Source organism: Phyllobacterium sp. LjRoot231, assembly GCF_964253365.1.
Taxonomy (GTDB): Bacteria; Pseudomonadota; Alphaproteobacteria; order Rhizobiales; family Rhizobiaceae; genus Phyllobacterium.
This window is the reverse complement of the sequence record NZ_CAXUQT020000001.1, coordinates 3,094,020-3,106,866: the sequence shown is the minus strand read 5'-3', so window position 1 is coordinate 3,106,866 and position 12,847 is coordinate 3,094,020. Positions and strand designations below refer to the sequence as shown.

Here is a 12,847-nt window from a genome sequence, read left to right as displayed (position 1 = left end):
ATCGTACCGTTCGAGTACGGTGTCGTGCCTGACAAGATAAAGATTATGGCCTCGAGCGAGGTAGGTGCTTTTGCGCTGGATCAGCGCAAGTTAAAGCAAGAAAGGAACGGCAATGTCTGAAAACAGCGTCAACATCGACCTGAATGGTCACGAATTCTCGTTACCCATTAAAAAGGGGACCATTGGGCCGGATGTCGTGGACATTGGGACATTATACAAGAATACCGGTGCCTTCACCTATGATCCCGGATTCACTTCCACAGCATCCTGCGAGTCGCAGATTACCTACATCGACGGCGATGAGGGGATCTTGCTGCATCGCGGTTACCCGATCGAACAACTGGCCGAACACGGCGATTTTCTCGAAGCTTGCTATCTTTTGCTCTACGGCGAATTGCCGACAAAGAGCCAGAAGGCGGACTTTGACTTCCGCGTAACGCGCCACACCATGGTGCACGAACAAATGTCGCGCTTTTTCAGCGGTTTCCGCCGCGATGCGCACCCGATGGCCGTCATGGTCGGCTGTGTCGGCGCCTTGTCGGCGTTCTATCACGACTCGACAGACATTTCCGATCCGCATCAGCGCATGGTCGCTTCGATCCGCATGATCGCGAAAATTCCGACCCTCGCCGCGATGGCATACAAATACCATATTGGCCAGCCCTTCGTTTATCCGAAGAACAACCTCGATTTCGCAACGAACTTCCTGCACATGTGCTTTGCTGTTCCATGTGAGGAGTACGTGCCAAATCCGGTTCTTGCACGCGCCATGGATCGCATATTCATCCTGCACGCGGATCACGAGCAGAACGCGTCCACGTCAACAGTTCGTCTTGCCGGTTCGTCGGGCGCTAATCCATTCGCTTGTATCGCCGCTGGCATTGCCTGCCTCTGGGGTCCTGCTCACGGCGGTGCCAATGAAGCAGCGCTGCAGATGCTCGGTGAAATCGGCACTGTCGATCGCATTCCCGAGTATATCAATCGCGCCAAGGACAAGAACGATCCGTTCCGCCTGATGGGCTTTGGTCATCGCGTCTACAAGAACTACGATCCGCGCGCCAAAATCATGCAGCAGACAACACGTGAAGTTCTCGCCGAACTCGGCATCAAGGATGATCCGCTGCTCGACGTTGCGATGGAACTCGAACGTATCGCGCTAACCGATGAATATTTCATCGAAAAGAAGCTTTACCCGAACGTCGATTTCTATTCCGGCATCACATTGAAGGCGCTCGGCTTCCCCACCACCATGTTCACCGTGCTGTTTGCCGTCGCGCGCACCGTCGGTTGGATCGCCCAGTGGAAAGAGATGATCGAAGATCCGCACCAGAAGATCGGCCGCCCACGCCAGCTTTATACAGGTGCGACGCCGCGCGATTATGTGAGCGTCGAAGACCGCAAATAGTCATTGATCCTATGACGAAAAAGGCGCCCATCTGGCGCCTTTTTTATTCGTCATTTCTGTTTGGCAAGTTCCAGCACTTTTTCTGCGGCAATCTCGCCGGCCGGCCGGTCTGTCTGCATCAATCGGGAAATCTTGTCAAAACTTTCCAGCTGTGCGCTGCGCCGAAGTCCCGGAACGACTAGTTGCTCGATCTGGCGCGCAAGCGATCCTGCCCGCACGAAGATGTTGAAGTACTCCGGCACAACCGGCTCGTCCGCAATGATGTTGGGAAGAGCCGCGCTCCAGATCGTAATGCGCGGAGCAAGAAATGTCCGCGCCAGCCAGTCCGGCTTGTAGGATAGAACCGTGGGAACACGAGCGAGCGCCAGTTCCAGCGACACCGTTCCGGACGCCGCGAGCGCAGCGTCCGCCTCGGCAAATGCTTTTAATCGTTCCGCTTCACCAACCACGATATGAGGTTGTACTTTCCAGCCTGCAGTCAATCGCCGGACGAGTGGCTCGACCCTCGGCAGGGTTGGCAGAATTACGTGGATGCGATTGCCGCGGCTTGCCAAAAGATCGACGGTCTCGCCAAATGGTTCGGCGAGACTGGTGATTTCGGAGCGGCGAGAACCCGGCAAGACGACAAGGTTCTTCTCTGCGCGATCACCCAGGCCGGCATCGCGCGCGCGATTTCGCTTCGCTGCCTCAAGTAGCGGCGCATGCGATACCAGCCTGTGCCCGACATAGGTCGCGGGCGGGCCATCCAGATCCTTCAGCGCCTGCACCTCAAACGGCAGGACCGCCAGCACATGGTCGACATAGGCGCGCATCGCCTTGGCACGTTCCGGCCGCCACGCCCAGACGGAAGGGCTGATGTAATTGATGATCGGGATCGAGGGATCAGCCGCCCTCACCTTGCGCGCAACGCGATGGGTAAAATCAGGGCTGTCGATGATCACGAGACAATCGGGTTTCGCCGCAACAATTGCCGTCGCGAGTTGCGATATACGCCGGATGAGTTGCGGCAGCTTCCGAACGATGGCGCTGAGGCCGACGAGCGCGATCTCATGCTGGTCGAACAGGCTGTTGAGCCCAAGTGCAGCGAGATGCTCGCCGCCGACACCGATCAGTGTCACCTCGCCTGCATATTGCCGGCGCAGCGCTTGAACCAAATCGGCGCCGAGCAGATCGCCGGACTCTTCGCCGGTGACGATGGCAAGGCGCAAGGGTCTTGTCGCGGCAGTCATCAGGAGGGTTCCTGTTCGAAGGTCTCGATGAATAGTCCCGCTTTGTCGGCGGCGGTAACGGTTTCCGCATAACCCAAAATCAACGTACGACGTGCCTCGATAGCAATGCCCTTGAGCCCCGCCTTGACAGCGTTCTCGACGGTGCTGACACCAATGGCCGGCAGATCCGCCCGTACTTCCTGTTGCGGCTTGGCGCATTTGACCAAAACACCACCCTTGCGATTGATACGCTTGGCCTGCCGCAGTTCCGCCACGCGCTGCAGCATCGCATCAGTACCTTCGACACCTTCAAGCGCCACGACACGCCTGCCAATGGCGATAGCCGCTTGGCCGATATCAAGCGATCCAATCATGATTGCAGCCTGACGTGCGGCATGCATGTTGGCGATGCTCTCCTGATCGGCCCGCTTGCGCGTTATCGTGCTCGGAGCCGGCGCCAGGATATCAGGTACGATCTCATGAGCGCCCAGAACGCGAAAACCATAGGATTCGATCGTCGCGATTACGGCTCGCAATAGACCGTCATCGCCCAGCCGGAACGCCCTCAGGAAACGATAGAGCGCAACGAGATTGCCGTTTCCGGGTCTCAATGCTGCGCGGAATTCCGGCCTGTGACGGATACCACCCGCGAGCACCACGTTTGAAATGCCCTCGGCCTTGAGGATTTTGACCAGACCGCCAAGCTCGACAATCGAAATCTCGGCGTGCTCACCCTCGTAAAGCTCGGGTTCCGCCTCGCCCTTGATTGCAACGATCAATGGATTGCCGCCGAGCTTCCGCAGGCTCTCGGCGACAGCGACAGGAAGCAGACCATTGCCGGCGACAATGGCCGTCCGTCCCGCAATGGGCGGGTGTATGGCAGTGGCTGGCGATGTTTTAGCTGTTGTCGTCACTGTCACTGATCTCGATTGCGGAATCGAGTGGCGGCGTGCAGTAGGCGCGCTTGGTATCAGTGGTGATGAAATCGACCAGATCGGCCACAGCGGGCGAATCCGGAAATGCGATGCGCACATCATCCGCGCGGCTCTTGATCGATTTGGTACGATCGAACAGCATGCGGACCGCATGCCGCAGATTATGGATTTCCGGACGCGCCATGCCAGAGCGCTTCATCCCGATGATATTCAACCCGCCGAGATAAGCATGGTTACCGATAGCCATGCCGTAAGGCACGAGATCGCTCGCCAGGGCAGCGAGACCGCCGATAAAGGCGTGATGACCCACCCGCACGAACTGATGGATGCCCGCACCACCGCCGATAATGACATTGTTGCCGATGGTGACGTGTCCGCCGATCATCACATTGTTGGAGAAGGTGACGTTGTCGCCAATCACACAGTCGTGGGCGACATGCGCATAGGCAAGGAACATGCAGTTGTCCCCGATCGTCGTAATGCCACGACTGCCATCCGTGCCGCGATGCATAGTCACGCCTTCGCGGATCACGCAGTTCTTGCCTATGACGAGGGTCGTATAGCCGCCCTTGTGCTTGGTGTTCTGCGGATCACCGCCAAGAACAGCATTAGGATAGACCTTGGAGCCGCTACCAACCGTCGTCGGCCCCATAATGACGACGTGACTGATGAGTTCGACGTCATCGCCAATAACCGCTTCAGATCCGATATGGCAAAATGGCCCGACAGATACCCTGTCTCCGATTTTTGCGCCCTGCTCGATAATAGACGTCTGATGAATGCGAGACATAAAAAGGTTCAGACTCCAGTCTCGTCTTCATCAGGAAAGCCGACCATGGCGGCAACCTCGGCTTCGGCAACCTTCACACCGTCGACTTCCGCGATACACGCATATTTGTGAATGCTGCCGCGCTGCTTCAGCTTCGTTACGCGCAGCTTCAGCTGGTCACCAGGAACGACAGGCTTCCTGAATTTGGCGTTATCGATGGTCATGAAGAAAACCTTGCCGGGTTTGCCACTGCCATTGTGGAACAGCACGATCGCTCCGGCCGTCTGTGCCATGGCCTCGATGATCAGGACACCCGGCATGATCGGTAGTTCGGGAAAATGACCGGCGAAATGCGGTTCGTTGATGCTGACATTCTTGATGCCGGTGGCCGATACGTCACGGTCGATATCGACGATGCGATCGATCAGCAGAAATGGATAACGATGTGGCAGATTCGCCAGAAGTTTCTGGATGTCCGCAACTCCGAGGCTCTCCGTTTTCACATTGTCACTCATCTGAACTGCTCTCCTTCTTGGTTCGGGTCATCGCGCGCACGCTCGCGATCTCACGGAACCATTGCTTGAACGGCTGAGCGGGCGCACCAGCCCACCTCTCGCCGTCCGGTATATCGTTCATCACGCCGCTCGCCGCTGCGATCTCGACGCGTGATCCGATGTTGACATGATCCTTGATCCCGACGCTTCCACCGAGCATCGTCATATCACCAAGGACTACACTGCCCGAAATGCCACATTGCGCGGCAATAACGCAATGCCGGCCTATACGCACATTGTGGGCGATTTGCACGAGATTATCGATTTTCGTGCCTTCACCGATGATCGTGTCAGCCAACGCGCCGCGATCGACCGTTGTATTGGCGCCGATTTCGACATTGTCCTGGATAATGACGCGGCCGAGTTGCGGCATCTTGTCGAGACCGGCCCTGCCAGGTACATACCCAAAGCCATCCTGGCCAATTCTTACACCCGGATGCAGCAAGACGCGATTACCCAAAAATGCGTACTGTACCGAACAGCTTGGCGCGACATAGCAATCGCGGCCAATCTTGCAGCCATTGCCAATGACGACATTGGCGGCGATCACTGTGCCGGAACCGATGGAAACATTGCTGCCGATGATTGCGCCCGGCTCAATCGTAACGTCACTTTCGACCTCCGCGGACGCATGGACAATCGCATGGATCGAGATACCGGTCTGTCCGCTCCATAAATGCGCGTTGACAGCATTTGGATAGAGCGCGCGGCCAATAGCGGCAAAATCCTGCTGCGGATGCCGGGTTACGATGATAGCGACGTTCTTCGGAACGCTTGCTTTGATTTCGTCGGTGCACAGCACACCGGCAGCTTTCAAGCCACCGAGATCAAGGGCGTGCTTTTTGCTTTCGATGAAGACCAAGGCATCCGGTCCAGCGTCCGAAAGCGAAGCCAATCGTTTGACTGACCGATTTGCCAAAGAACTGTCCACGAGAACGCCATTGGTCAGATCTGCGATCTGACCAATAGTCACGTTCAACAGTGGCTCATAAAAGATCGGATCGGCCATCGGCTAACTTTCTCCCCCGGGGAAATTTGCTCCCCCCGGGAGGTCAGCAATCTATCAGAACTTGCTCGACATGCCGAAGTTGAAATTCTGGACCTGATCGCCTTCAACCTTCTTAACCGGCACAGCATAATCGAAACGCAATGGACCAAATGGCGACGCCCACATGATGCTGGCACCAACCGATGCGCGCCATTCCATACCGGTTGTACCAGCAGCTTGCGGAAGATCATTTCCATAGAGCGTGGCTGCATCGGCGAATAGAGCACCGCGAATGCCTATGCTTTCCGGAATAACAGGCATCGGGAACTGCGTTTCGAGCGATCCGCTGAAGTATGTATTACCACCGAGGAAGCTGCCATCGTTGTCATCCACGGTCAGATCGCGCGGACCAATGCCGGCGTATTTGAAACCGCGGATCATTTCCGAGTTGTTCTTGAACAGATCGAAGACGCGCAAATCCTCGTCGCCGAAGCCAGCGATATAACCGGCGCCGACGCCAACAAGACCAACAATGTCCAATTCGTCAGAAAGTGTCTTGTAATACTGACCTTTGAACGTCGTCTTCAGGAAGTTGGCATCACCACCGATACCTGCATATTCCTGATTGAACTTCGCATAGATACCGTCATGCGGGTTCTTTGTATCGTCGATCGTATTATACGTCAGCGACCAGCTAACCGAAGACTTGATCCACGGGCTTTCTTCTGCGGCATCGATGAACGCTTGCGAAATTTCCGCCGGGTCGGGGGTCCCATCAGGAAACTCCGCCTCGCTGTCAATCGTGTATTTTTCCTGGGTAAGATTGTATGCAACGCCAGCCGTCAGATCATCCGTGATCGGCAAGCCGAAACGAATGGTGCCGCCGGTCAGGTCGGTCTCGTATTTGTTGCTCACGCCGGACTGACGCTTGAAGATATCGAAGCCAGCCGCAATGCGCTGTCCAAGGAAGTATGGCTCGGTAAACGACAGCGAATAGGAGCGGTTATTGTCGAGGCCGCCACCCGCGGCAACGCGGATATACTGACCACGGCCGAGGAAGTTGCGCTCGGTGATCGAGGCTTCAACTGTTGGTCCCGGATTTTCGCCGCCGGTCGTATAACCGCCACCGATTGAGAATTCACCCGTCGACTTCTCGACGACGTCAACGACGAGAACAACCTGATCCGGCTGGGAACCCGGCGCTGTCGAAATATTGACCGTCTGGAAAAACTGAAGGGCTTCAAGCCGGCGCTTTGCGCGCTGGATCAAAACCTGGTTGAACGCATCGCCTTCACTGACATCGAATTCACGGCGGATGACGAAATCACGGGTCTTTTCGTTGCCGCGGATTTCAATGCGCTCGACATAGGCACGCGGGCCCTGATCGATCGCATAGGTGACGGAAATTGTATGGTTCTCGAAGTTACGGTCGCCGCGTGGTTCCACCTTGGCGAAGGCGTAACCCTGACCGGCCACCTTTTCGGAAACCTTGATGATCGAGTCTTCGACTTCCTTGGCGTTGTAGGTGTCGCCTTCCCGCGTCTTGACCATGCCGTTCAGCTGCGAGGTATCGACACCCTCAACCGAACTTTCGATCTGAACGCCACCGAACGTGTACTTCTCACCTTCTTCGACGGTGATGGTGATCGTATAGTCATTGGTCGCCGGATCAAGGTCAGCCGTCGAGGAGACGACGCGGAAATCGGCATAACCGCGATTGTAATAGAAACGGCGCAGCGCTTCTTCGTCGGCGCGCAGCCGGTCTTCACTGTAAACGTCATTGCGCGTCAGCCAGGAAAGCGGATTGGAGCGCTTGGTCGAGATGACGTCGCTCAGGCGGCGATTGCCGAAGGCCTGGTTGCCGACGAAATTGATCTTGGCGATCTTGGTGCGGTCGCCTTCGTTGATCTCGAAGACAACGTTGACGCGCCCTTCGCCCAGATCCATCGTGCGTCCGGTGACCGTCGCATCGCTGCGGCCGACATTGCGGTAGGCGGCACGCACAGCCTCAACATCGGCATCGAGCGTTGCCTGATCGAAAGCGGCGCGCGGCTTCAACTGCACGGCACCTTGCAGGGCAGGATCCTTGATCTTCTTGTTGCCCTGGAAAATGACCTGGTTGACGACCTGATGCTCATTGACCTGGACGATCAGCGTACCGCCCGACTGACTGATGCGCACATCGCTGAACAGACCCGTGCCGAACAGTCGCTTGGTGGCCGCGTCGATGTCTGCATTGGAAAAAGGCTTGCCTGGCGTAATACCCAGATTGTCGCGAACCGTCTGGGCATCCACGCGTGTATTACCACGCACTTCAATGCGGCTTACTGTTGCTGCCTGCGCTACTGTTACGCCTGCTACCGTTGTTACGATTGCACCCGAACTCACCAAAGCTGCTGATATGGCGAGCGCCGACGCTGCACCAACGAATTTTGAACTTGCCGCCATAGGCCTTCTGAACCTTCGTTTCTCGTTGTCCCCGGGCGAGATCCCGGAATAAGCACTTACTCGCACACCGTCATAGCCGGTTTTTACATACACGCAAGGCTTACGGTTAAAAACTGTTTACTTCACAAGAAAGCGTGGCATCCATGCCACGCCATTCAGAGCTTATAGTAAACAGATCATATCGCTTTGCCAGTCAGCGCCTCAAATTTTCATCAATGTTTAATGTTTGCTACCGGCAGGCAAAAAGGTCATTAAACACAACAAACCCCATGAATCCCAACACTAAAAGGAATCCGGCGCGGAAGAAAATCTCTTGAACCGCCGGCCTGACAGGTCTGCCAATGACGGCTTCAGCCGCATAGAAGAGGAGATGTCCCCCATCGAGAGGCGGCAAAGGAAACAAATTGAGCAAACCGATGCCGATGGACAGCATCGCCGTAAGTTGGATCAACCAATCAATACCCTGGCTCGCCGCTTGCCCTGCCATTGTAGCGATCTTGACGGGTCCCCCCAGCTGACACTTGTCTTCGCGACCGGCAAAGAACCGGCTGAAAAACTGGCCGGTGCGAGCGATGATAAACCCGCTTTCACGCACCGCCTGAACGACTGATTCGACGGGGCCGTATTCGATCCGCCGGAAGTTACCCAACTCCTGATTGTTGACGACGCCGATCACGGCAATCTTGATGGTGTTTCCAAGCGGATCCTTTTGCTCCACCAGCTCAGGCGTTGCGGTCAGTTGAACTTCCTGGCCTTTGCGCTCCACCACGAAATTCAGAGAATCACCGGCTCGTGAAGAGACATGGCGCTGAACGTCGGAAAAGGTTTCAACCTTGTCGCCGTCGACGCTGATGAAGCGATCGCCGGGCTGGAATCCGGCAATGGCCGCAGGACCACCTGGGCGGACCTCGGCCACCATGGGGTCAGCGACCATTTTGCCGTAGAGCGCGAAAAACACCGAAAAGATGGCTATGGTCAGTAATATGTTGGATGCCGGTCCGGCGAAGACCGTGGCGGCGCGCTTCCAGACCGGTTGGGTGTGGAAGGCAACAGCCCGTTCTTCGGGGCTCATCGCTTCAGCTGGCGTTGCTGTCGAGCTTGATACGCCCTCGTCGCCGGCGAACTTGACATAGCCCCCGAGCGGAATTGCTGAAAGCTTCCAGCGCGTGCCTCGACGGTCGTTGAATCCGAAAAGCTCCGGTCCAAAGCCGACCGAGAACGCCTTGACGCCGATTCCGCACCACCGCCCGACAAGGTAGTGACCCATCTCGTGGACGAAAACCACGACGGTCAGAACGATCAGGAAAGGTAGAATCGTACCAATCAACACGCTTTGGGTACCGAAGAGAGTATGCAGCGTTTCTATCAATATATCCTCCGGGCCTGCAGCACAATCAAATGGCCCTATGGGCCCCGGACGTTCGGCCGTCTAGAAAAGAATGTCGTATGGCGTTTCCGGTGTCACCAGAATTGCCCCGATGACGTATAGCAATGCTGCAGCAGCTACAAGCCCGTCGACCCGGTCCATCACACCACCGTGACCGGGAATGAGCTGGCTGGAGTCCTTCACGCCGAATCGACGTTTTACCCATGATTCGCCAAGATCGCCGATCTGCGCGATGATCGACAGTAGAAGTGCGATCAACGGAACGGGAAAACCGCCGGCCGGCGTTATAAAGGCGGCAAAGGCAACACCGGCAGCCACCCCCGCCGCAGCGCCACCAATTGCCCCGGCCCAGGTCTTGTTCGGCGAAAAGCGCGGCGCCAGTTTTGGCCCGCCAAGCGCCCGTCCATTGAAGTAGGCAAAGATATCGGTTGCCCAGACGACTGCGAACAGGAACAGGATCGCCGCAAACCCATCACCGGTATCGCCGCGCAACAATGTCAGTGCGATGGATGGAAAGCCGGCATAGATGAGGCCGAACGCCGGCCAATAGCCATTTTCCCGCCCGCCCACGGCGGCTACGAGCGCCGCGCCAGCAAACAGGACACCGATCATTGTCAAAACGTGTTGCGTGAAGAGGAGAACCAGCATCACACAGACAAGGCATGCCCAGGCCAAGCCACGGGTCACCGGCGTGGATCGGCGGAATGTGATGAGCTGCCATTCGTAAAACACGCTCAGGCCTATGGCGCAGGCCAGAATCCCGAAGGCAAATCCACCAAGCGCGGTAAGGACGACTGCAAGGATGACAAGGACAATCGCGCTGAGAATACGTTTTTGCAGATTGGAAAGACCATTGAAGGTCACAGGGCGATTTCCTGCGCCGTCACACCGCCGAAGCGCCGTTCGCGCATCTGGAACGTCTCGATCGCCTCAGCCAGATGGGAAGGCCGGAAATCGGGCCAATAGCAAGGCATGAACATGAATTCCGAATAGGCCGCCTGCCAGAGAAGGAAATTGGACAGGCGCATTTCCCCGCTGGTGCGGATGATCATATCGGGATCTGGGATATCGGCAGTGTCCAGCCGCACTGATATGGCTTCGGGCGTAATATCTTCATGCGCGATAGCACCTGACGCGACATCCGCAACCAGGCGCTGAACAGCGCGGGTTATCTCATTGCGTGAGCCATAGTTGAAGGCGATGACCAGTGTGAGGCCGGTATTTCTCATGGTCAGTGCTTCCGCTTCATCGAGCAGTCCACGAATGTCCTTGGCCAGGCCTTCCCGTTCGCCAATGATCCGCACCCGAACGTTTTCCCGGTGCAGGTCCGCCAGATCGCGCCGGATGAAGAGTTTCAAAAGTCCCATCAGATCGGAAACTTCCGAGCGCGGCCGCGACCAGTTTTCGGACGAGAACGCAAACAGGGTCAGAAAGGGTATGTCCATCTTGCCGGCGGCGCGGATGATTTCGCGCAATGAATCGACGCCGGCCTTGTGGCCTGCCGTCCGCGGTAATCCTCTCGCCTTTGCCCAACGGCCATTTCCATCCATGATGATGGCAATGTGGCGCGGATTGGACATTGGCTTCGACCTCCAGTGGACAGATTTACGCTGTTATCAGCTTGGAAACCTTTTGAGAATTCATCCTGATATGGCGGCTGGTGTGGTTTTTGAGAACCGGAGCGCAGTGGACATTTTCGTCCATGAGCACCGGAAGCGCAGAAAAACGCATCAGATGTCCATCAGGTGGATTTATCAAAAGGTTTCTCAAACCTGCATGATTTCCGCTTCTTTAACGGCAACGACTTTATCCATTTCTGTAATGGTGTCATCCGTCAGTTTCTGGACTTTCTCGGACAGAACACGATTATCGTCCTGGCTGATATCGCCGTCTTTCTCGAGCCTCTTCAATTCGTCCATGCCGTCGCGGCGAACGTGACGCGCTGCGACCTTTGCATGCTCGACATATTGATGCGCGATCTTGACCAGTTCCTTGCGGCGCTGCTCGTTGAGTTCAGGCAAGGGAATACGTAAATTGTTGCCGTCGGTAATCGGGTTGAGGCCAAGACCGGATTCGCGGATCGCACGTTCTACTTTGCCAACCATCGACTTGTCCCAAACGGATACGGCAAGCATGCGCGACTCTGGCACAGTAATATTGGCGACTTGATTGAGGGGCATTTGCGAACCATAGGCCTCGACCATAATGGGCTCCAGCAAGCTTGCCGAAGCGCGGCCCGTGCGAAGCCCGCCGAGATCGTGTTTCAACGCCTGTATGGCACCATCCATGCGTCGCTTCAGGTCGTTCAGATCGAGTGCGTCACTCATGCTCAATGCTCCTTTATTCTTGGCGAAAGTGCTCCGAACGATCGATCAATGGTCCGAAACGACCGTTGCGCGTCCTCTACCCTGTAGCACTTCTGCAAAACCACCTTTTTCGTGGATTGAATAGACAATTATTGGGATATTATTCTCACGTGCAAGAGCAACGGCAGTCGTATCCATCACCGCGAGCCCGCGATCAAGCACATCCTTGTGGGTTAAATGATCAAACCGCACGGCATTTGGGTCTTTTTTAGGATCAGCTGAATAAATTCCATCGACCTGGGTTCCTTTGAACAGGGCATCGGCCCCAATCTCTGCCGCACGCAACGCAGCTGCGGAGTCCGTCGTGAAGAACGGATTGCCCGTACCGCCTGCAAAGATCACAACTTTGCCCATGTCCATATATTCGGTCGCCAGCCGCTGCGAAAATGTCTCGCAGAATTCAGGCATGGCCACCGCCGAAAGAACAACAGTGTCGATACCGATTTTCACCAATGATGTGCGCAGCGCCAACGAATTGATCACTGTCGCGAGCATACCCATATGGTCGCCGGTCACCCGGTCGCCGCCCTTGGAAGCTACGGCGACGCCGCGAAAGATATTGCCGCCGCCGATGACGACACCAACCTGGACGCCCAGCGCGCGGGCTTCCGCGATATCGCTGGCGATGCGATCGGCAACCGCCACATCGATCCCGAAGCCCTGATCGCCCATGAGAGCTTCCCCTGAGGCTTTGAGCACAACGCGTTTATAAACAGCCGTACCAGCCATGGAACCTTCCTCAAAGTCGTTTCGAATTCCGGATACACGAAGGGCATCGCGTTGTCAC

At 56.3% G+C, this 12,847-nt stretch carries 12 protein-coding genes; 1 reads left to right on the top strand and 11 read right to left on the bottom strand.

Annotation, left to right across the window (positions count from 1 at the left end; genetic code table 11):
• The first annotated feature begins 112 nt into the window (after window positions 1–112).
• Complete coding sequence (gltA, locus tag ACSQ3H_RS15310; protein WP_436117838.1) at window positions 113–1,405, top strand: citrate synthase; 1,293 nt, start codon at window positions 113–115, stop codon at window positions 1,403–1,405.
• A 50-nt stretch (window positions 1,406–1,455) separates the two neighbouring features.
• Here gltA and lpxB read toward each other — a convergent pair whose 3' ends face one another.
• From lpxB to pyrH, 11 genes are all read right to left on the bottom strand, one after another.
• Window positions 1,456–2,634, bottom strand: coding sequence for a lipid-A-disaccharide synthase (gene lpxB, locus ACSQ3H_RS15305; protein ID WP_436117837.1), 1,179 nt, complete (start codon window positions 2,632–2,634; stop codon window positions 1,456–1,458).
• On the bottom strand, window positions 2,634–3,527 hold the full coding sequence (locus ACSQ3H_RS15300; RefSeq protein WP_436117836.1) for an LpxI family protein: 894 nt from the start codon (window positions 3,525–3,527) through the stop codon (window positions 2,634–2,636). Before ACSQ3H_RS15300 ends, lpxB begins: the two co-directional genes overlap by 1 nt.
• A complete protein-coding gene (lpxA, locus tag ACSQ3H_RS15295) occupies window positions 3,511–4,338 on the bottom strand; it encodes an acyl-ACP--UDP-N-acetylglucosamine O-acyltransferase (RefSeq protein WP_436117835.1) in 828 nt (275 codons plus the stop codon). Before lpxA ends, ACSQ3H_RS15300 begins: the two co-directional genes overlap by 17 nt.
• Window positions 4,339–4,346: 8 nt before the next feature.
• Complete coding sequence (gene fabZ / locus ACSQ3H_RS15290) at window positions 4,347–4,832, bottom strand: 3-hydroxyacyl-ACP dehydratase FabZ (protein WP_436117834.1); 486 nt, start codon at window positions 4,830–4,832, stop codon at window positions 4,347–4,349.
• A complete protein-coding gene (gene lpxD, locus ACSQ3H_RS15285; RefSeq protein ID WP_436117833.1) occupies window positions 4,825–5,880 on the bottom strand; it encodes a UDP-3-O-(3-hydroxymyristoyl)glucosamine N-acyltransferase in 1,056 nt (351 codons plus the stop codon). The genes fabZ and lpxD overlap by 8 nt, the downstream gene beginning before the upstream one ends.
• Window positions 5,881–5,934: 54 nt before the next feature.
• Entirely contained in the window at window positions 5,935–8,307 is a 2,373-nt protein-coding gene (bamA, locus tag ACSQ3H_RS15280; RefSeq protein WP_436117832.1) for an outer membrane protein assembly factor BamA, read from the bottom strand.
• 229 nt (window positions 8,308–8,536) lie between these two features.
• The gene (rseP, locus tag ACSQ3H_RS15275) at window positions 8,537–9,676 is read right to left on the bottom strand and encodes an RIP metalloprotease RseP (RefSeq protein ID WP_436117831.1); all 1,140 of its coding nucleotides are present in this window, start codon (window positions 9,674–9,676) and stop codon (window positions 8,537–8,539) included.
• 60 nt (window positions 9,677–9,736) lie between these two features.
• Entirely contained in the window at window positions 9,737–10,558 is an 822-nt protein-coding gene (locus ACSQ3H_RS15270) for a phosphatidate cytidylyltransferase (RefSeq protein WP_436117830.1), read from the bottom strand.
• A complete protein-coding gene (locus ACSQ3H_RS15265; protein ID WP_436117829.1) occupies window positions 10,555–11,274 on the bottom strand; it encodes an isoprenyl transferase in 720 nt (239 codons plus the stop codon). The genes ACSQ3H_RS15270 and ACSQ3H_RS15265 overlap by 4 nt, the downstream gene beginning before the upstream one ends.
• Window positions 11,275–11,460: 186 nt before the next feature.
• Window positions 11,461–12,021, bottom strand: a complete 561-nt coding sequence (gene frr, locus ACSQ3H_RS15260; protein ID WP_436117828.1) for a ribosome recycling factor — start codon at window positions 12,019–12,021, stop codon at window positions 11,461–11,463.
• A 45-nt stretch (window positions 12,022–12,066) separates the two neighbouring features.
• Window positions 12,067–12,789, bottom strand: a complete 723-nt coding sequence (gene pyrH, locus ACSQ3H_RS15255) for a UMP kinase (protein WP_436117827.1) — start codon at window positions 12,787–12,789, stop codon at window positions 12,067–12,069.
• Window positions 12,790–12,847 lie beyond the last annotated feature (58 nt).